The 18,335-nt window shown below is 55.6% G+C and carries 17 protein-coding genes and 1 pseudogene; 8 read left to right on the forward strand and 10 right to left on the reverse strand.

Going from position 1 to position 18,335, the window contains the following annotated elements; translation table 11 throughout:
• Positions 1-8: 8 nt before the first annotated feature.
• On the reverse strand, positions 9-899 hold the full coding sequence (locus tag ACR0AP_RS17450) for a LysR substrate-binding domain-containing protein (protein ID WP_480508230.1): 891 nt from the start codon (positions 897-899) through the stop codon (positions 9-11).
• 120 nt (positions 900-1,019) lie between these two features.
• Between ACR0AP_RS17450 and ACR0AP_RS17455 the strand changes: the two genes are divergently transcribed.
• The 4 genes from ACR0AP_RS17455 (at position 1,020) to pbfA (ending at position 6,396) form a co-directional block, all read left to right on the forward strand.
• Entirely contained in the window at positions 1,020-2,207 is a 1,188-nt protein-coding gene (locus ACR0AP_RS17455; RefSeq protein ID WP_480508232.1) for a 2-aminoethylphosphonate--pyruvate transaminase, read from the forward strand.
• Between the two features lie 18 nt (positions 2,208-2,225).
• Positions 2,226-3,470, forward strand: coding sequence for a phosphonoacetate hydrolase (gene phnA, locus ACR0AP_RS17460; protein ID WP_480508234.1), 1,245 nt, complete (start codon positions 2,226-2,228; stop codon positions 3,468-3,470).
• Positions 3,471-3,473: 3 nt separating this feature from the next.
• The gene (phnY, locus tag ACR0AP_RS17465; RefSeq protein WP_480477695.1) at positions 3,474-4,937 is read left to right on the forward strand and encodes a phosphonoacetaldehyde dehydrogenase; all 1,464 of its coding nucleotides are present in this window, start codon (positions 3,474-3,476) and stop codon (positions 4,935-4,937) included.
• A gap of 106 nt (positions 4,938-5,043) precedes the next feature.
• A complete protein-coding gene (pbfA, locus tag ACR0AP_RS17470) occupies positions 5,044-6,396 on the forward strand; it encodes a (R)-1-hydroxy-2-aminoethylphosphonate ammonia-lyase (RefSeq protein WP_480508236.1) in 1,353 nt (450 codons plus the stop codon).
• 519 nt (positions 6,397-6,915) lie between these two features.
• Here pbfA and ACR0AP_RS17475 read toward each other — a convergent pair.
• The 9 genes and pseudogenes from ACR0AP_RS17475 to pobA form a co-directional block, all read right to left on the reverse strand.
• Positions 6,916-7,480 (reverse strand): annotated as a pseudogene (locus ACR0AP_RS17475) (transposase); the annotation flags it as partial.
• Positions 7,481-7,629: 149 nt separating this feature from the next.
• A complete protein-coding gene (locus ACR0AP_RS17480; protein WP_480508238.1) occupies positions 7,630-7,899 on the reverse strand; it encodes a hypothetical protein in 270 nt (89 codons plus the stop codon).
• Between the two features lie 267 nt (positions 7,900-8,166).
• The gene (locus tag ACR0AP_RS17485; protein WP_480508240.1) at positions 8,167-9,228 is read right to left on the reverse strand and encodes a 3-carboxy-cis,cis-muconate cycloisomerase; all 1,062 of its coding nucleotides are present in this window, start codon (positions 9,226-9,228) and stop codon (positions 8,167-8,169) included.
• A 66-nt stretch (positions 9,229-9,294) separates the two neighbouring features.
• Complete coding sequence (locus tag ACR0AP_RS17490) at positions 9,295-10,116, reverse strand: 3-oxoadipate:acetyl-CoA acetyltransferase (RefSeq protein ID WP_480508242.1); 822 nt, start codon at positions 10,114-10,116, stop codon at positions 9,295-9,297.
• A 48-nt stretch (positions 10,117-10,164) separates the two neighbouring features.
• Positions 10,165-10,782, reverse strand: a complete 618-nt coding sequence (pcaG, locus tag ACR0AP_RS17495; RefSeq protein ID WP_480508244.1) for a protocatechuate 3,4-dioxygenase subunit alpha — start codon at positions 10,780-10,782, stop codon at positions 10,165-10,167.
• Between the two features lie 2 nt (positions 10,783-10,784).
• Positions 10,785-11,513, reverse strand: a complete 729-nt coding sequence (gene pcaH, locus ACR0AP_RS17500) for a protocatechuate 3,4-dioxygenase subunit beta (RefSeq protein WP_480508246.1) — start codon at positions 11,511-11,513, stop codon at positions 10,785-10,787.
• A gap of 52 nt (positions 11,514-11,565) precedes the next feature.
• Positions 11,566-11,943 carry a 4-carboxymuconolactone decarboxylase gene (gene pcaC, locus ACR0AP_RS17505; protein WP_480508248.1) on the reverse strand — a complete coding sequence of 126 codons (378 nt, stop codon included), beginning with the start codon at positions 11,941-11,943 and terminating at the stop codon, positions 11,566-11,568.
• A complete protein-coding gene (gene pcaD, locus ACR0AP_RS17510; protein ID WP_480508250.1) occupies positions 11,936-12,724 on the reverse strand; it encodes a 3-oxoadipate enol-lactonase in 789 nt (262 codons plus the stop codon). Before pcaD ends, pcaC begins: the two co-directional genes overlap by 8 nt.
• Positions 12,724-13,893, reverse strand: a complete 1,170-nt coding sequence (gene pobA, locus ACR0AP_RS17515) for a 4-hydroxybenzoate 3-monooxygenase (RefSeq protein ID WP_480508252.1) — start codon at positions 13,891-13,893, stop codon at positions 12,724-12,726. The genes pcaD and pobA overlap by 1 nt, the downstream gene beginning before the upstream one ends.
• A gap of 97 nt (positions 13,894-13,990) precedes the next feature.
• Here pobA and pcaQ point away from each other — a divergent pair, with 97 nt between their 5' ends.
• The 4 genes from pcaQ to ACR0AP_RS17535 all read left to right on the forward strand — a co-directional run bounded on the left by pcaQ (position 13,991) and on the right by ACR0AP_RS17535 (position 18,305).
• Positions 13,991-14,932, forward strand: a complete 942-nt coding sequence (gene pcaQ, locus ACR0AP_RS17520; RefSeq protein ID WP_480484633.1) for a pca operon transcription factor PcaQ — start codon at positions 13,991-13,993, stop codon at positions 14,930-14,932.
• Positions 14,933-14,976: 44 nt separating this feature from the next.
• The gene (locus ACR0AP_RS17525; RefSeq protein ID WP_480484634.1) at positions 14,977-15,684 is read left to right on the forward strand and encodes a class II aldolase/adducin family protein; all 708 of its coding nucleotides are present in this window, start codon (positions 14,977-14,979) and stop codon (positions 15,682-15,684) included.
• Between the two features lie 197 nt (positions 15,685-15,881).
• Positions 15,882-16,907, forward strand: coding sequence for a LacI family DNA-binding transcriptional regulator (locus ACR0AP_RS17530; RefSeq protein ID WP_480484635.1), 1,026 nt, complete (start codon positions 15,882-15,884; stop codon positions 16,905-16,907).
• Between the two features lie 93 nt (positions 16,908-17,000).
• Positions 17,001-18,305 (forward strand): ABC transporter substrate-binding protein, encoded by a 1,305-nt coding sequence (locus ACR0AP_RS17535; protein ID WP_480508254.1) that lies wholly within the window; start codon positions 17,001-17,003, stop codon positions 18,303-18,305.
• The last annotated feature ends 30 nt before the right edge of the window (positions 18,306-18,335 follow it).

Consider the following 18,335-nt stretch of genomic DNA (forward strand, 5'->3'; position numbering starts at 1 on the left):
CCCGCAGGTCACATATCAGCGGGGGTTTCTTTCTCCTTAAGCACCCGCTCAGCAAAGTCCATAAACGCCCGTATGATCTTGACGTCGCGACGCTGGGAAAGTGAGATCATGCTTTCACCCATTTGCAAGTTCACACCCTTCAATTTGATTTGCTGCAATCGATCATCGTGCCCGTATTCCGCCTGAGATACAAAACCGATACCCGCACCCGAGGCAACAAGCTCGCGAACGGCCTCTCGGCCTTCTGCAACGATTGCCGGGTTTAATCTGATGCCGTGTTTCTCGGCTGCATCCTCTAGTTTCTCGCGTGTTTTTGACCCGTGCTCTCTGAAAATCAGGGGCAATTCGGCCAACTCTTCCAGGGATAAGGTTGGTTTGGATGCCAAAAGCACGCCCTGGGCAGCAAAGGCCACAATCTCAGTGGACCCCAGATTCAATACGTCCATGTCCTTGCCAGGAGACAGGCTGCCTACAACACCGATTTCCGCATTGTAAGACCGAAGCTCCTCCAGGATTTCTTCGGTGTTGCCGGATCGTACGGTGATCGTGATTTTTGGGTATTTCTTTTGGAACGAACCTAGAAAAGACGTCATGTGATGCGCTGAATCGGCAATGATCCTTAATTCTCCATCAATCGCGGCTTTGGTTTCAGAGAGATAATCCTCAATCTGATCTTCGATCTCGAAATACTGTTTCGTGAATCGGTAAAGCTGTTCGCCTTCGGGCGTTAAGTTCACGCGTTTTCGTTCACGCTGGAACAACAACAGGTCGTGATCCTGTTCCAGTTTTCGAACCTGTTCGGAAATCGCTGGCTGGGTCAGATACAAAGCCTCAGCTGCACGGGAAAATCCACCATGTTTGGCCACGTAATGAAAAGCTTTCAACTGGCTGTGTCGCATAACGGTTTCCTGGATATGAATGCATAGGCTGCGCTTATTAATGGATTGATAATTGCAATTTCACATATAGCAACCGTTACTGCAAATGTGTTCCTGAAAACGCTGTTCTGGAGCCTGGTAATGACGCCATCCATACCCAAAATTGAGCAACCGCGCCTTGGCGAACCCTACCTTCTGACACCCGGTCCTTTGACAACGTCCTACGCGGTTAAAGAGGCCATGTTACGCGATTGGGGAAGCTGGGATGACGATTTCCGCGCCATGACGCGGGAGGTGCGATCAAGCCTGCTGAATCTGCTTGGCGAGGGCGCTGACGAATTTGATTGTGTGCCGATGCAGGGCAGCGGATCGTTTTCTGTCGAAGCGATGCTGGCATCCTTTATTCCGCGGGACGGAAAGGCGCTGGTATTGGCCAATGGTGCTTATGGGCAGCGTTCGGCCCAGACGTTGCAGTATCTGGGTCGTGATCATGTCGTATTGGACAAGGGCGATTACCTGCCTCCGAGGGGTGACGAGGTGGCGCGCATTCTCGCGGATGACCCGGACATCACGCATGTCGTCGCCATTCATTGCGAAACCAGCTCGGGCATCCTGAACCCGGTCGAGGAGATTTCAGAGGTCACATATGCCGCCGGGCGCAAGCTTTTGATCGACTCGATGTCCGCATTTGGAGCGATTGAGCTCAAACCCACTGAAATTCGATACGAGGCGATGGTGTCTTCGGCGAACAAATGCATCGAGGGCGTTCCGGGCTTTGGGTTCATCGTGGCGCGCAAATCCGAGCTGGAAGCCGCAAAAGGTAACAGTCATTCGCTGTCTCTGGATGTGTATGCGCAGTGGGCGCATATGAACAAAACGGGACAGTGGCGGTTTACCCCGCCGACGCATGTGGTTGCGGCTTTCATCGAGGCACTTCGGGCGCACACTGCCGAAGGCGGTGTTGCAGGTCGCGGTGCCCGCTATACCCGCAACCGGGACGTCATGGTTGCGGGCATGCGGGAACTGGGTTTCGAGACGCTGCTGGATAATCGTTGGTTGAGCCCGATCATCGTCACCTTCTTCTGCCCGGCTGATGAGAATTTCGTTTTTGATCAGTTCTATAACCGGATGAAAGAAAAAGGGTTCATTATCTACCCGGGCAAGCTGACTGTCGTCGACAGTTTCCGCGTCGGTTGCATCGGCCAGATGGACGAAGATGTCATGCGTAAAGTTGTGATCGCTGCAAAAGAATCTCTGGAAGAAATGGGCGTGACAAGCGCTGCGCCTCCTCTCCGGGCACTGGAAGAACGCGCCAAGTTGGCCGCATAAAAATCAAGGAAAACACAGATGACCATTCAAACCCCTGTCGAAGCAAATGAGCGCGTCTACCCAACGCCGAAGGTGCCCGCAATTGCCATCTGCCTTGATGGATGTGAACCTGAATACCTCGACGTGGCGATTGCGAAAGGGCTGATGCCCAACCTCAAACGGATGCGGGAGGAAGGTACAGACCGTCTGGCGCATTCTGTTATTCCGTCGTTCACCAACCCCAACAATCTTTCGATTGCCACCGGGCGTCCGCCGATCGTGCATGGAATCTGCGGCAACTACCTTATTGATCCCGACACCGGTGTAGAGGTTATGATGAACGATGTCCGCTTCCTGCGCGCGCCGACCATCTTCTCACAGTTCTATGATGCAGGTTTCCGCGTGGCGATGGTAACCGCCAAGGACAAGCTTCGCGCGCTGCTTGGTGCCGGGCTGAAGTTTGACGAGGGCAGGGCGGTTGCATTCTCTTCTGAGCGTTCGGGCGAAACGACGCTTGAGGAACATGGCATCGACAATGCCAGCAAATGGTTGGGCATGGACGTGCCCGAGGTATACTCGGCCGAGCTGTCGGAATTCGTTTTTGCTGCTGGCGTCAAGCTGCTGAAAGAGTTCAAGCCCGACGTCATGTATTTGTCGACTACCGACTATATCCAGCACAAGTTTGCACCCGATCAAAAGGGCGCACTTGATTTCTACGCCATGTTCGACCGCTATCTGGGCGAGTTGGACGCATTGGGGGCCGCCATCGTGGTGACGGCTGATCATGGCATGAAGCCTAAGCACCTGGCAGATGGATCCCCTTCGGTCATCTATGTGCAGGACCTGATGGACGAATGGCTGGGCAAGGATGCGGCGCGGGTCATCCTTCCGATCACTGACCCCTATGTCGTGCATCATGGTGCACTGGGTTCGTTCGCGACCGCTTACCTGCCGGATGGCGCGGATCAGAGTGACATCATTGCCAAACTCAAGGCGACCGAAGGGATCACCCATGTGCTGACCAAGGCTCAGGCCATTGAACGGTTCGAATTGCCCGGTGATCGGATTGGCGACATTGTGATGGTTTCTGGCGAAAACATTTGCATCGGAACGTCCGAGCATCGCCACGATCTGGCAGCGCTCAAAGAGCCCCTGCGCAGCCATGGTGGTTTGACGGAACAAGAAGTTCCCTTCATCGTGAACCGTGTCATCGACCTGCCAAACCAACCCGTGCTGCGCAACTTTGATGCCTTTTTCTACGCAACTACAGCGGCGGCACAGTAAGCCATGAAAGACCAGACCATGTCGAAAATCGAAGTACGTAACGAAGGAATGCGGATCGGTGGCGAAATCGTCTTTACCGATGAAACCATTCCTGTTCTTTACCCGTACACCAACGAGGTCGTGGGCCATGTTCCCGCTGGCACCGCAGAACACGCACGCAGGGCATTCGAAATCGCGGCGAATTACAAACCTAAACTGACCCGGTACGAGCGCAGCCAGATTTTGCAGCGCGCAGGCGAGCTGATCGGCGAGAAACGCGATTACCTTGCGAAATGGCTGACGTTGGAGCTGGGCATCTGCCACCAGCATGCGATCTACGAAACCAAACGCGCACAGGATGTTTATCAGTTTGCGGCGGCTGAGGCGCTAAAGGACGATGGCGAGATCTTTTCCTGCGATCTGACCCACAATGGCAAAGCCCGCAAGATTTTCACCACCCGAGAGCCGGTGAAAGCAATCAGTGCGATCACCCCGTTCAATCACCCTTTGAATATGGTTAGCCACAAAATCGCGCCGTCGATTGCGACCAATAATTGCATGGTTTGCAAGCCCACGGAACTGACGCCGCTGACTGCGCTGACATTGGCCGACATACTTTATGAAGCAGGCCTGCCGCATGAGATGTTCCAAGTGGTGACCGGCTGGCCGGCTGACATTGGCGATGAGATGATCACCAATGAACATATCGACATCATCACCTTCACCGGGGGTGTGCCGGTGGGCAAGTTGATCGCTGAGAAAGGCGTCTACAAGCGGCAGGCGCTGGAACTTGGGGGTAACGATCCTCTGATCGTTCTGAATGACCTCAGCGATGCGGATTTGGACAAAGCCGCAACAATTGCAGTGGCGGGTGCGACCGGAAACTCCGGTCAGCGGTGTACGGCAGTCAAGCGCATCCTCGTGCAGGAAAGTGTGGCCGACAAGTTTGTGCCGCTGGTTCTGGAGAAGGCCAAGAAGATCAAATTCGGCGATCCGCAAGACCCCGAAACCGAGCTGGGGTGTGTGATCCACGACAAAGCCGCGGAGATATTCGAGAACCGCGTTCTGCAGGCTGAGAAAGAGGGTGCAGAAATCTTGTATCACCCGGGCCGTCAGGGCGCATTGCTGCCGCCTATCGTTGTCGACAAGGTTCCCCATGACAGCGAGCTGGTGATGGAAGAAACTTTCGGTCCTATCGTGCCGATCGTGCGCGTGCCAGACAACGACGAAGAGGTGATGGCGATCTCGAATTCGACCGAGTTCGGCCTGTCTTCGGGGGTATGCACCAATGACCTGAACAGGGCCATCGCCTTTATCAACGGGTTGAATGTCGGCACCTGCAACATCTGGGAACAGCCGGGTTACCGCATTGAGATGTCACCCTTTGGCGGCATCAAGGACAGCGGAAACGGGGTGAAAGAGGGCGTTATCGAGGCGATGAAGTTCTTCACCAACGTCAAAACCTATTCGCTGCCCTGGCCCAACTAAACCTTGTGTCCTTTCCCCACAGACGGGAAGGACGCTTCAAATCCTCCCTGATACTGGCGGGCCTTTTGGGGCCCGCATCTTTTGATGACAGAAATGAGGAGCGGACATGCCACAGATTGTCCACACGGAAGGGGAATCAAACACATCCGAAGCGCGCAAGGCATGGTTGCGAAAGTCCACGGGGCCGAAGTCGGCACCTCTGCTCAAACGCGATGCGGATGTGTTCCTGCATCAATCTCTGTCATCACCCTGCGTCAGCACTATTGCAAAGGCCGAGGGGATCTGGATCGAGGATATGGAGGGTCGCCGGTACATGGATTTCCATGGCAACTCGGTGCACCACATAGGCTATGGGCACCCGCGTCTGATAGCCGCCATCAAAGCGCAACTTGATGATCTTCCTTTTGCACCCCGCCGCTTTACCAATGACCCGGCAGTGGATTTGGCAGAAAAACTGGCAGATATCGTGCCTGGCGATCTGGGGAAGATGCTCTTTACCACTGGCGGCTCTGACGCCAACGAGGTTGCCCTCAAAATCGCGCGTGCCGCGACCGGTCGGTTCAAAACAATCAGCTTCTGGGATGCCTTCCACGGTGCGGGCTTCGGCGCCGCAAGCGTCGGTGGCGAGGCGACGTTCCGCAGTCATATCGCGGGTCCCCTCTTGTCGGGCACTGAACATGTCGCGCCCTTCGCCTGCTACCGTTGCCCATACAATCACGCGGGACCGGAAACCTGCGGGTTGGCCTGCGCGAAAATGGTCGAATATGTTCTGGAGCGTGAAGGAGATGTGGCCGCAGTCATAGCCGAACCGATGCGCGCGGTGCCCTATGTACCACCGCCGGGGTTTTGGAAATCCGTGCGCGAGGCGTGCAATCGTCACGGCGCGCTTTTGATCATGGATGAAATCCCGACCGGCCTTGGCAAAACCGGCAGGATGTTCGCCTTTGAACATGACGAGATCATTCCCGACATTGTGACGCTTGGAAAAGCGCTTGGCGGTGGTATCCTGCCCATTGCCGCTTGTGTTGCCCGCAAACAATTGGATGTCTGCGGGGATTTTGCCATTGGTCATTACACACACGAAAAGAACCCGGTCACCGCGCAGGCCGCTTTGACAACACTTCAGATCATCGAAGATGAGGGGTTGGTTCATCGGTCGGCCATGCTGGGTGAGCACGCAATTGGTCGTCTGATGGACGAACTTCAGAACGTACCCACCGTCGGAGACATCCGGGGTAGGGGTTTGATGTTCGGGGTCGAAATCGTTGATGATCGCGTTGAAAAGATACCGGGCAATGCGCGTGCCGAACGGATTTACTACGCCTGTCTGGAGGCCGGTTTGAGCTATAAGATCAGTCAGGGATGCGTTCTGACACTGTCGCCGCCGCTGACCATCTCACAAACGGATCTGGACCACGCAATCGACATTGTGGTTGCTGCGATCAAGGCCGAGAGTTGACGCGTCGGAACAGTCAGTCTCAGCTGTTGTGAAACGGGGCTAGCCGGGACAGCATCGAAGGTTCCAAAGTACGGTTTGCGAATACGAGTTCGATGGTGCTCGGCGTACAACGGATTTTGGGTTTGGCCGATGGCGTTGTAATATCCAAATGCACTTAGCCCTCAAACGCCGACAAAGCGACGGAGAAAGGCAGAAACTTCAATTCGGACATTGGCGCAACTGAAACAGACCAAACTGGCGGAATTTCAGAAACTCAATATCAACAGAGCGGGGTCTTTCATGGTACCGAATGTATTTCAGAAGCTGAAAGACCTTTTGTTACTGCGCTCTATAGACAGCAGGCCGTCGTCTTTGCAAAAAAATGTGAAAAAAGATGCAGATCAACAGGCGACTACATTTTATCTGCCATAGATAATTCGGACTGACTATGTCGGCTAAGTCATTAGACTGCCTGTCAGTCTGGCCCTGTTGCATAAACCAGATGATGGACGCGTTTTGGCCCTTCCCCGGACAGACGTATCCCACAGACTCCGTGGCCGGGATGCCGAGCGCGGTGTAGCCGTTCAGGACGGCGATGCGGTCCTGGATCTCGGCGACCTGACGGTCGACATGCCTCGCCATGAGCCGTTGGCCCAGCAGTTTCACACAGTGCATCTTCGCCCCGACGCGGCTCCCACGATGGTATCCACTCTATCGTCGCCACAGGGCGCGGCCGAGGTATTTGACGTGCAGGGCTTTGTTGCGGGCCACGGCTCCAAAAGTAATCGTCTTCCAGGGCTTCGCGTTCTTGCGGGGTGGGATGACGGCATGGGTACCGCTATCTGCAATCTCATCGAGGTACTCGCGCGTACCGTAGGCACCATCTGCCGTGACGCCCGGTGATCCCGACCGCTCGGATTTTCAGGGTTTCCTCTTTGATCCCAAGGCGAATCTTGCGCCAGACCCGCCGTTTGGGGCCACAATGCTTGCGGGCGTGCCACTCGCCTTCACCTTCGACCTTGATCCCGGTGCTGTCGATCAGCAAGTGCAGCGGCCCGTTGGACCTGTGATACAGGGTGTTCATGGTCAGGGTCTTCTGGCGGCGATATTCCAAGCATAGCAGCGGCTTCGGTCACCGTCCCAGTCGAAACCACCGCTCGAAATGCCTCAACTTGTTTGAACGTGACCTCCATGAGGTGTTGGTTTCTTTGACCTTGTGTTGGAACGATCGTTCTTCGCGCGTTTCTGAGGGCGTCACCTCACGGTGATGACCTCAACTTCTTCGGACAATATCTCGGTGAAATCATGCGCCAGCATTGCATCGAAGCTCAAAGTGTCGCTGACCCCCAGAACAAAATCATCAGCTCTGCATTGATGCACGGCTTCGCCCCGGATCACGTACAGGAAGTCCAATCCTTTGCGTTGGTATCTTGGCAGCGATTTGGATTGGTCGCGGGCAATCGTGACATTGCTGATTGAAGCATGCCGCCAGCCCACCGTGCTTGCCCAGCAAACGGTCGCCATGCGTGTAACTCTTTGTGATGCGTCGCGAAGGCAATCCTTCGCCTGCCTAAACATGATGCACATCTGCCGTTACATCGGTAAGGACGAAGAGGGCCATCAGAGGGACTTCCAAAGCGGTAGACAGTGACTGGAGCGTGGCAAGCGATGGTGAGACTGATCCGCTTTCAACCCGGCCGAATGTACTGGCCGTTTGCCGCATGGGTTGATGGTTAAGTCGCAGGGACAACACAGTGCTCAAACTCTCCAATACTCAAAAGGATAGTGCTGTCACTCCACCGGGCCGATCCGGTCAATCTGTTGCAGTAATGTATGGCAGTTGGTCAGAGCCTGTCCCGTTGCCAGGATCATCTGGGGCAGGATCATCCATTCCAGCGTCCAGGCGGCACCGGATCTTTCCTGCTCGTGCACCAGTGCCTGATGCATTCCCGACAGTTGGGTGGTGTTGAAACGGGCCAGAGCGACCAGCAATTCCGCGCGGACCGGGTTGCGCTTATGAGGCATCGCCGAAGATCCGCCGCCACCTGTCAGCGAAACCTCGTCCACCCCCTGCTGAGCCATGAGCGACACGTCCTGACCGATCTTTCCCAGCGCGCCCGTTATCAATGACAGCCATGAGGCAAATTCTGCAAGATTGTCCCGGCGGGTATGCCAGTTTGCATCGCAACTGATCAGGCCAAGCCTATGGGCCATATGATCCGCGATTGCCTGTCCGGATCCGTGCATCCCGGCGCGGTCTCCAACGGCGCCGCCAAGTTGCAGCACAAGCAATCTGGGCTGCAATTCGGTCAGGCGTTTCTGGTGATCGGCCAATGGCAACCGCCAGTTTTGCAGGCGCGTGGCAACTGTAATCTGCAATGCCGCCTGCATTCGGGTTCGCCCCATCATCACGCATTCGCCGTGTGCCTGTTCCAGCGCCACAAGCGCATCCGTCAGGTCTGAAAGACGGGCTGAAAACAACTCCAGAATGTCCTTGATTGACAAGACCAGAGCGGTGTCGACAACATCCTGCGACGTCATCCCCTTATGCAGCGCCACGTGGCAATGATCAGGCAATGCCGCTTTGAGCGACCGCACCAGCGCGGGCACCACCACGCCATCCAATGCCGTCCCGTCGCGCAGCGCCTGCATGTCGGGACGGTGTTGTCGGATAAGTTTTGCCGCGGTATCCGCCACCTCTGCTGGTACGGAGCCGACGGCTGCCAAAGCCTCAGAATATGCGGCCTCGACGGACAGCATGTGTCGCAGCTGAGCCTCTGTACCCAGCATCTCTGAGGTCTGTGGGTCCTCAAACAGCCCGCTGAGCCAGGGATGAGTGGAAAGCTGTTCCATCCTATTTGTGGCCTTTGAACTGAAGAGGGCGGATATCAATCGTCATGGCGCCATTCCTCCCTGCGCTCAAAGAGCCAAAATTTCGCGGGCCTGTTGCCATGTTGCGACCGGACGTTCGTGCTTGGCGCATAGCTCGATCACGCGATTGACCAGCGCAGCATTCGAAGGCGCAAGCGTGTTCCGGTCCAGCCGGACATTGTCTTCCAGACCTGTTCGCGTGTGCCCACCCGCAGCAATGGCCCATTCATTTACCACAACCTGATTTGGACCGATCCCGGCCGCACACCATTCAGCATCCGGTGCGCGATCCTGCATGGACTTCACGTAAAAGTCGAATACGGCCCTGTCGACCGGCATCGCGTTTTTGACACCCATGACAAACTGAACATACAGCTTGCCATAAAGCTTGCCTTCCTTGTGCAATCTGATCGCTTGCAGGATGTGGGACAGGTCAAACGCCTCGATCTCGGGTGTGACTTCGTATTTTCTCATCTCGGCTGACAGCCAGTCCACCAGATCGGGTGGATTTTCATAAACCCGGGTGGGAAAGTTGTTCGATCCAACCGACAGCGACGCCATGTCAGGTGACAGGGGCAGCATTCCGCCCCTGGCCTGGCCGGCGCCTGACCGCCCACCGGTGGAAAACTGGATGATCATTCCGGGGCAGTGTTTTTGCAAACCCTCTTTCAGGAGAGCGAATTTTTCGGGGTCGCTGCAGGGCGTCTGATCATCGTTGCGAACATGGGCGTGGACGATGCTGGCCCCGGCCTCGAACGCCTCTTGCGTGCTTTCGACCTGTTCCGCAACCGAGATCGGCACCGCGGGGTTGTTCTTCTTGGTGGGCAGGGAACCGGTGATAGCCACGCAGATGATGCAGGGTTTGGTCATGGTGATTTCCTGAATTAAGTGCTGCCTTGGAAAGACAGCACCAAGTAGTCAGATATCAAAAAAGACGGTCTCATCTTCGCCTTGTATCTTGATATCGAAGCGATAGACAACTTGACCGTCCCGATTGGTCCGTTTGGCCAGCAGCGTTGCGCGGCGGCGTTCCCATTCGATGAGATTAAGGACCGGGTCCTTGCTATTGGCCTCTGCCTCGTCCTCGAAATAGATACGCGTATTCAGGCCGACATTGATACCCCGGGCAACAACCCAAAGGTTGATATGAGGCGCTTGCTGGCCCACGTTTCGTCCCGGTGTCGGACCGGGTTTGACTGTGTCGAACGCCCATTCGCCGGTTTCAAAGTTGGTGATGACGCGTCCCCAGCCGCGAAAGCCGTCTTCGACATCGCCGCCGCCCTCAGGATGGGCATAGACGCCCCTGGCATTTGCCTGCCAAGCCTCAAGCAAAACATCCTTGATGGGCGATCCTGCCCCGTCCACGACCAGCCCTTCGACCCGAATACGCTCACCCTCGGCATTTGGTCCGGCTATGTCCCAGCCCAATTCCTGCCTGTAGATTTCGAATCCGGCGGCCCCGGGTGCCAGGCCGATATGGACGTAAGGCCCAGCTGTTTGCGAGGGGGTTTCCTTCAGATAATTAAGCTGTTGCATCTTCAGTTCCCCTCCAGACGGTTTTCAAACAGGGTCGAGCGCCGACCGCGCAAAACCACGTCGAATTTATAGGCGATGGTATCCAGTGGGATCGTTGAATTCATGTCGAGCCGCGAAATCAGGCGGCTGATCGCATCGGCGTCAGGAATAGTTTTCACGATCGGACACCTGTCGATCAGCGGGTCGCCTTCGAAATAGCATTGTGTGATCAGGCGTTGCGCAAAACCTGTTCCGAATATCGACATGTGGATATGGGCGGGACGCCAGCTGTTCACCCAATTGCGCCAGGGGTAGGCCCCGGGTTTTACGGTGCGGAAGAAATAATACCCGTTTTCATCTGTCAGGGTGCGGCCGCAACCACCGAAATTGGGATCGATCGGTGCCAGATAGGTATCTTTCTTGTGACGATAGCGCCCACCTGCATTCGCCTGCCAGATCTCCACCAACGTGTTTGGCACCGCGCGTCCGTTTTCATCCAGCACCCTGCCGTGTAGAATGATACGCTCGCCAATCGGGCTTTTTCCGGGTTGCGCATAGTTCGAGATCAGGTCGTTATCCAGAGGGTCAACATCGTTGTCGCCAAAAACCGGGCCGGTGACCTCACTGATTGAGTTTTGCAGCGAGATCAGCGAATATTGCGGTGAACGGGTCACGCTGGTCTTGTAGTCGGGTGTCAGCGCAGGTGGGTGCCACTCGCGGTCACGCTGGTAGAAATCACCTTGTTTCAACATTGTCGGATCACACTTCCTTTTTGTCTGACTCGGGTTTCTGCGCGTTTCCCATTCAGTCCTGTTCCATTTGATCATAGGTCAGTTTTGCCAGTTTGAGGGCCTGATTGGCGCGTGGCACGCCCGCGTAAATTGCGACGTGCTGAAACGCTTCAAGTACATCCTGCTTGCTGGCGCCGGTACGGACTGTGGCGCGGATATGCATCGGGATTTCTTCGAAATTTCCCAACGCAGCAAGCAAAGCCAGCGTCAGCATGGATCTTTCTCGGTCACTGATCCCGTCCGAGGCCCAGACGGTGCCCCACGCGCCTTCGGTGATAAGCGTCTGAAATGGACCGTCCAGATCAGACTTGGCGTCTTCGGCGCGATCCACATGGGCGTCGCCCAGAATTCTGCGGCGCACTCGCATACCGGACTCGTATTTGTCACTCATTGCGGTTCTCCATCAGGAAGGCGGACAAGTGTTCAGCATAGGTGGCGGGGGCTTCCACGCATGGCAGGTGCCCGGTGTTGGGTATCTCGACATAGTGCGCTCCGGGGATCATAGCACAGGTCTGCCGGACCAGTTCGGGCGGGCAGGCGCGGTCATCTGATCCCGCGATGGCCAGAACCGGCAATCGCAGCGTCCGGGTCATGGATTCAAGATCAGCATTTGCAATGGCGTTGCAACATCCCAGGTACCCAGAATCAGGGGTACGCACCAGCATGTTGCGCCAAAGCAGCACGTTATCGGTTGCCCTGAAACCCGCCGCAAACCAACGGTCCAGAATTGCGTCTGCCACAGGCTCGATGCCGGACGATCGGATTGCGCCCATCCGGTCACGCCACATCTGGGCCGTCCCCATTTTTGCGGCGGTGTTGGACAGAACAAGGGCGCGGATCAGGTCTGGTCGGCGCGAAGCCAGCACCTGACCGATCATGCCGCCAATCGACAGGCCGACAAACACCGTGTCGCGAACCCCGATATGGTCAAGCAACGCCTCGGCGTCATCTGTCAGCTCAGCCAAGCTGTAAAGCGCCTGAGGGCATTCCGACAGGCCGTGACCACGCAGATCGAACCGGATCAGGCGCAGCCCCTTGGGAAGCAAGGGCAAAACCCTGTCCCAAAGGCGCAGGTCAGTTCCCAGCGAGTTGGCAAACACCACAGGCGTGCCATCTGGATCGCCATCCTCACGCCAATGCAGGTGAATGTTATCCAGCGCCGCAATCTGCATCAGTAGGGCAGCCCGACGTAGTTTTGTGCAAACACTGATTGGGCCTCTTTGTTTTCGCGCAGGAAATCAATGTCAGCCTTTTGCATTTTCAGGTCAAAGCCGTTCTGTTCCGGAAAACGGTGCAACAGATTGGTCGTGGACCAACTGAACCGCTCGGCCTTCCAGATCCGGGCCAGCGCTTTTTCGGAATAGCGGTCGATGCCTTCGCTGTCGTGGTCTTCATAGAATTGCAGCAGTGCGTTGTGCAGATAGTGGATGTCGCTTGCCGCCGTGTTAAGCCCCTTGGCCCCGGTGGGGGGCACGATATGCGCGGCATCCCCACACAGGAACAAACGGCCCCAGCGCATTGGTTCGGTCACAAAAGACCGCAGCGCCGCAATTGATTTTTCGACCGATGGCCCGGTAATCAGCGTCTCAGCATATTGCGCGGGGATCCTGCGTTTCAGCTCCTGCCAGAAGGCTTGATCAGTCCAGTCATCGGCACTGTCGGACAGCGAGCATTGAATGTAGTACCGGCTAAGGTTCTCATTGCGCATTGAACAAAGCGCAAAACCGCGTTCCGATCCGGCATAGATCAGTTCGTCATGGACCGGGGGTGTTTCGGACAAAACGCCCAGCCAGCCAAACGGATAGACCTTCTCATATTCCCGGCGCACGGTCAGCGGGATGGTTTGACGCGACACCCCATGGAACCCGTCGCACCCGGCGACAAAATCGCAATCAATCCGGTGTCCGGTCCCATCCGCTTGATACGTCACACAAGGTGCATCGCTGTCAGCCCCATGAATCTGAACATCATCGACGTTAAAAGCAATCTTGCCGCCCATCGCATCGCGTGCATCATACAGGTCGCGGGTTACTTCCGTTTGTCCGTAAACAACCACGTGGCTGCCGGTCAGCTCTTTAAAGTCGATACCGAATTCGATATCGCCATATGAGATCACTGTGCCGTCATGGACAAAACACTCCTTGTCCATCCGATCTGCTACACCGGCTTCGCGCATCAGCTCCACAAAACCGGTTTCCAGAATGCCAGCGCGAATGCGGCCCAGAACATATTCCCTGGTTTTGCGCTCTAACACGATGGTGTCTATGCCGTTGCGGTGCAACAACTGGCTGAGCAAAAGACCTGAAGGTCCACCGCCGATGATCGCGACCTGAACGCGCATGTTGGCTCTCCTGATTTCGCGTGTCTAATAATTGAACGTCATTTCTCGATATGTAAAATGAGTTCTACTTGGACTTAGTTGCTATAATTGGAAAGTAATGATAGATCGCCGCATCAAAGTTAGGCATATTCAATGTTTTATTGAGATATGTCGCGAGAAAAGCCTGAAAGTTGCGGCAGAGAAGCTGTTTCTCACGCAACCGGCGATATCCAAGACGCTTAAGGAGCTTGAGGATATTCTGGGCACTGTGCTGTTGTCCCGTAACCGGTCCGGTGTTTCTCTGACGCGGCAGGGCGAAGTGTTTCTGCATTTCGCCGAAATGTCGCTGGCCGCTTTGCAGCAGGGCTTTTCTGGTGTGGAGCAGATCGAAGCGCGCGGCAGGGCCAGTCTTCGGGTCGGGGTGCTGCCTTCGGTTGCGGCCCGTTTGATGCCAGCCGTTGCCACCGATTTTTCCGAACTTGCGGGCAATGCCCGACTGAGCGTTTTCGACGGTCCACATGGCCATTTGATGGAGCGTCTTCGTCTGGGCGACCTGGAGCTTGTTATCGGGCGTTTGGGTCGCCCTGAAACCATGCAGGGCATTTCCTTTACCCAGCTTTACGAGGAGAAGGTCGTCTTTGTCGTGCGCGCGGATCACCCGCTGCTGAAAGCCCCCGATCTCAGGCGGATTACCGAGTGGCAAGTGCTTTACCCGCCTGAAGGATCGGCAATTCGGCCCTTGGTGGATCGCCTCATGATCGCGCATGGGATTGGTGAAATCGAAGATCGTTTGGAAACTGTCTCGGGTGCTTTCGGGCGGGTGTATACCCGGCAGACCGATGCGATCTGGATCATCTCGGCGGGGGTGGTTGCCAATGAAATCAGCGATGGCCACCTTGTAGCGTTGCCGTTTGATACGTCGATAACGCGCGGACCCGTTGGGCTGATGCGTCGGCCAGACCAGGTCCTGTCACCTCAGGCGCAGGTTTTCGGGTTGGCTTTGGACAATGCAATTGCAAGGTTGGGCTTGTCGCCTGATGGTGCGACCTCTGATAACTAAGGCTGGTCCATTCTGCCGGGGTGGCGCGAGGACAGGAGCACAAGATGGATGACAAGGAACGCAGAGTCCGTGAGGCGATTATCGAGAAATGCCTTTTTCTGAATTCCAGCGGGCTTAGCCAAGGCACATCGGGCAATATCTCGGCCCGATACGAGAACCGGATGCTGATCACACCCTCGGCGACGCCCTATGACAAGCTGAACCCCGAGATGATCGTCTCAATGCCATTTGATGGAGAGTATGGGACCTGGGATGGCTCGCTCAAACCTTCGACCGAATGGCGGTTCCACTTCGACATTCTCAAAACCCGCCCCGATATGGGCGCGGTGGTCCATGCACATCCGACCTATTGCACGGCGCTGGCGATTGCACACAAGGAAATTCCGGCAGCGCATTACATGGTTGCGGCCTTCGGTGGTACTAATGTCCGCTGCGCACCCTATGCGCGCTTTGGAACGCCCGAGCTGTCCGAGCTGGCGATTGAAGCGATGCAAGACCGAACCGCCTGTCTGCTTGGCAATCATGGGTCCATTGCCATGGGTGAGGATTTGGACAAGGCCATGTGGCGCGCGGTCGAACTGGAAACCATAGCCCGGCAGTATTACCTTTCCCTGGCCCTTGGTCCGGTGATCCTGACCGATGAACAGATTTCCGAAACGCTATCCGGTTTCGCTTCTTACGGTGTTCAGGGCGACTACAAGGATGTCGCAGCAGGTACTGCTAAGAAGCAAAATGAGCCTGAACAGACCTGACGACCAAGATGGCTGCGCTTGGGGTCGGCATATTGGGCGTAAACCCAAAACGTCGCGACTTGATCAGGAGGTTTTCGCCTGTTCGCCGTTGGTGCCACGCATCTGGCCATTCGCGCGGATACGGCTGCCTATTGATTTATTGGCGCGCGTAAAGAAAATGTAAGGTCAAAGCAAAAGAGTTCCGCAAGCGGGTAGGTATGGCAAAAATAAGAAATATGGAGGAATTCGCGGCCCTGAGCGGGATTTCTCGGCCAACGGTTTCCAAATATTTCCACGACCCGGAAAGCGTTCGTTCCTCTACGCGGGCGCGTATCGAAGAAGCTTTGGAAAAGTTCGATTACCGCCCCAACATCTACGCGGTGAACCAGAACCGAAAGCTGACCAAGAATATCGGCATCGTTGTTCCCTATCTAGCCGATCCTTTTTTTGCCGAGATGGCCAGATACCTTGAGCAGAGCTGTATTGCTGCCGGGTATCGTCCATCTCTTTTCAGCTCGCATGGTGAACAGAAGCTGGAGAATGAAATTCTCGATAGTTTGCGCTCTCTGAAACCGGCGGGCGTGCTGTTTGCCCCATTAGGGCGTGCCTCGGACCGCGCTCACATCGAGAAGTTTTGCGCCGAGGTGCCTACTGTTCTGTTTGACAGCAACCTTGAAGGGTTGGGCGCCGCATTTATTGGATCGGACAATTTCAGTTTTGTGTCCCAAACCGTGGAATACATGACCCGGACGGGTGAACCTCCGTCTTTCTTTGAAATGCGCACGCCAGCAAACCCAAACGCCAACAAGCGACGCAAGGCATATATCGAGGTAATGGAACGTCTGGGGTTCGAGCCCCATGTCATTAAAATCGATGGTGAAGGCTGGGCGTTTGAAGAGATCGGGCATCAAGGTGCTTTGAGGGTGTTGGAGAAAGGCGCTCTCAGGACGAATTCGGTTTTGTGCAGCAATGACCGCCTTGCGATCGGATTTCTGGCTGCCTGTTATGAGCAGGGGATTCGGGTTGGGCGAACGGAAGAATGCTCACTCCGTGTCGCATCAAATGACGACCACCCTTTTGCAAAATTTACGTGCCCATCGCTGACAACAGCTGCGCATGATTATGACAACGTGGCAGGATGCAGTGTGGACACCTTGTTTGAACTCATTGAAAGCGGGGGAAAATTTGATGATCGGACGGAAACTCTGTTTCCGGCACGGCTTGTCTTAAGAGAATCTGCGTGAATTAAAACTTAACGCGCGTAAAGTTATTATTGACGCCGCGACAATTTATAAACTAGGGTCTCTGTACAGCATCCAAGCTCAGGGAGGACAGGGATGTATTTGAAGAACGCACTTCGTGCGGCGACTGCGTTGACTTTCGTCGCTACGGCAGCAGCCCAAGCGGAAACCATCACGATCGCGACCGTCAACAATGGCGACATGATCCGAATGCAGGGCTACACAGACAACTTTACCAATGCGACCGGCATTGATGTTGAATGGGTGACGTTGGAAGAAAACGTTTTGCGTCAGCGCGTCACGACCGACATCACCACCAATGGCGGTCAGTTCGACATCATGACCATCGGCATGTACGAAACCCCGATCTGGGGTGCGAACGGCTGGCTGGTACCGCTGGACGGTTTGTCCGATGAATATGATGTTGGCGATCTGCTGCCTGCGATGGCAGGCGGGTTGAGCCATGATGGCACGCTTTATGCTGCGCCGTTTTATGGCGAAAGCTCGATGATCATGTACCGCACCGACCTGATGGAAAAGGCCGGTCTGGAAATGCCCGAAGCACCCACATGGCAATTCATCCGTGAAGCTGCGGCTGCAATGACCGATCGCGACAACGACATCAACGGCATCTGCCTGCGTGGCAAGGCGGGCTGGGGTGAAGGTGGTGCCTTTATCACCGTAACCGGCAATTCTTTCGGTGCGCGCTGGTTCGATGAAAACTGGAAGCCGCAGTTCGATCAGCCCGAGTGGAAAGAGGCGCTGACGTTCTTCGTCGACATGATGAGTGAATCCGGCCCGGCTGGCTATGCAACAAACGGTTTCAACGAGAACCTGTCTTTGTTCCAGCAAGGCAAGTGCGGCATGTGGATTGACGCCACCGTCGCCGCGTCTTTTGTGACAAATCCGGACGACTCAACCGTAGCTGACAAGGTTGGCTTCGCACTTGCACCAAATTCGGAAGGTGTCGACAAGCGCGCCAATTGGCTTTGGGCTTGGGCGCTGGCGATCCCGGCGGGAACTCAGCAGGAAGATGCGGCCAAGCAGTTCATCGAATGGGCAACCTCGAAAGACTACATCGAGCTGGTGGCTGAAAACGAAGGTTGGGCCAATGTGCCTCCGGGCGCGCGGACCTCGCTTTATGAGAATGACAACTACAAGGAAGTCCCATTTGCAAAAATGACTCTGGAATCGATCCTGATGGCTGACCCGCAGAATTGCTGTGTGCAGCCGACACCCTATACCGGTGTCCAGTTCGTGGCCATTCCGGAATTTGCAGGGATTGCCACACAGGTAAGCCAGGAATTCTCGGCCGTTTATGCCGGGCAGCAAACAGTGGATGAGGCGCTTGCCAAAGCGCAGGCCTTCACAGCAGAAGAGATGGAAGCCGCAGGGTACTGAGGCAACCTTCCCAGCGGGGGGCAGACGTTT

This window comes from Ruegeria sp. AF7 (assembly GCF_056541885.1).

Bases quoted from the DNA above. Each gene is read 5' to 3' on its own strand.
- ACR0AP_RS17455 (WP_480508232.1), top strand. From the start codon at position 1,020: ATGACGCCATCCATACCCAAAATTGAGCAACCGCGCCTTGGCGAACCC.
- ACR0AP_RS17530 (WP_480484635.1), top strand. From the start codon at position 15,882: ATGGCAAAAATAAGAAATATGGAGGAATTCGCGGCCCTGAGCGGGATT.
- pcaH (WP_480508246.1), bottom strand. From the start codon at position 11,513: ATGTTGAAACAAGGTGATTTCTACCAGCGTGACCGCGAGTGGCACCCA.
- pbfA (WP_480508236.1), top strand. From the start codon at position 5,044: ATGCCACAGATTGTCCACACGGAAGGGGAATCAAACACATCCGAAGCG.
- phnY (WP_480477695.1), top strand. From the start codon at position 3,474: ATGAAAGACCAGACCATGTCGAAAATCGAAGTACGTAACGAAGGAATG.
- pobA (WP_480508252.1), bottom strand. From the start codon at position 13,893: ATGCGCGTTCAGGTCGCGATCATCGGCGGTGGACCTTCAGGTCTTTTG.
- pcaD (WP_480508250.1), bottom strand. From the start codon at position 12,724: ATGCAGATTGCGGCGCTGGATAACATTCACCTGCATTGGCGTGAGGAT.
- ACR0AP_RS17535 (WP_480508254.1), top strand. From the start codon at position 17,001: ATGTATTTGAAGAACGCACTTCGTGCGGCGACTGCGTTGACTTTCGTC.
- pcaG (WP_480508244.1), bottom strand. From the start codon at position 10,782: ATGCAACAGCTTAATTATCTGAAGGAAACCCCCTCGCAAACAGCTGGG.
- pcaC (WP_480508248.1), bottom strand. From the start codon at position 11,943: ATGAGTGACAAATACGAGTCCGGTATGCGAGTGCGCCGCAGAATTCTG.
- pcaQ (WP_480484633.1), top strand. From the start codon at position 13,991: ATGATAGATCGCCGCATCAAAGTTAGGCATATTCAATGTTTTATTGAG.
- ACR0AP_RS17450 (WP_480508230.1), bottom strand. From the start codon at position 899: ATGCGACACAGCCAGTTGAAAGCTTTTCATTACGTGGCCAAACATGGT.
- ACR0AP_RS17490 (WP_480508242.1), bottom strand. From the start codon at position 10,116: ATGACCAAACCCTGCATCATCTGCGTGGCTATCACCGGTTCCCTGCCC.
- ACR0AP_RS17485 (WP_480508240.1), bottom strand. From the start codon at position 9,228: ATGGAACAGCTTTCCACTCATCCCTGGCTCAGCGGGCTGTTTGAGGAC.
- ACR0AP_RS17480 (WP_480508238.1), bottom strand. From the start codon at position 7,899: ATGGCGACCGTTTGCTGGGCAAGCACGGTGGGCTGGCGGCATGCTTCA.
- ACR0AP_RS17525 (WP_480484634.1), top strand. From the start codon at position 14,977: ATGGATGACAAGGAACGCAGAGTCCGTGAGGCGATTATCGAGAAATGC.
- phnA (WP_480508234.1), top strand. From the start codon at position 2,226: ATGACCATTCAAACCCCTGTCGAAGCAAATGAGCGCGTCTACCCAACG.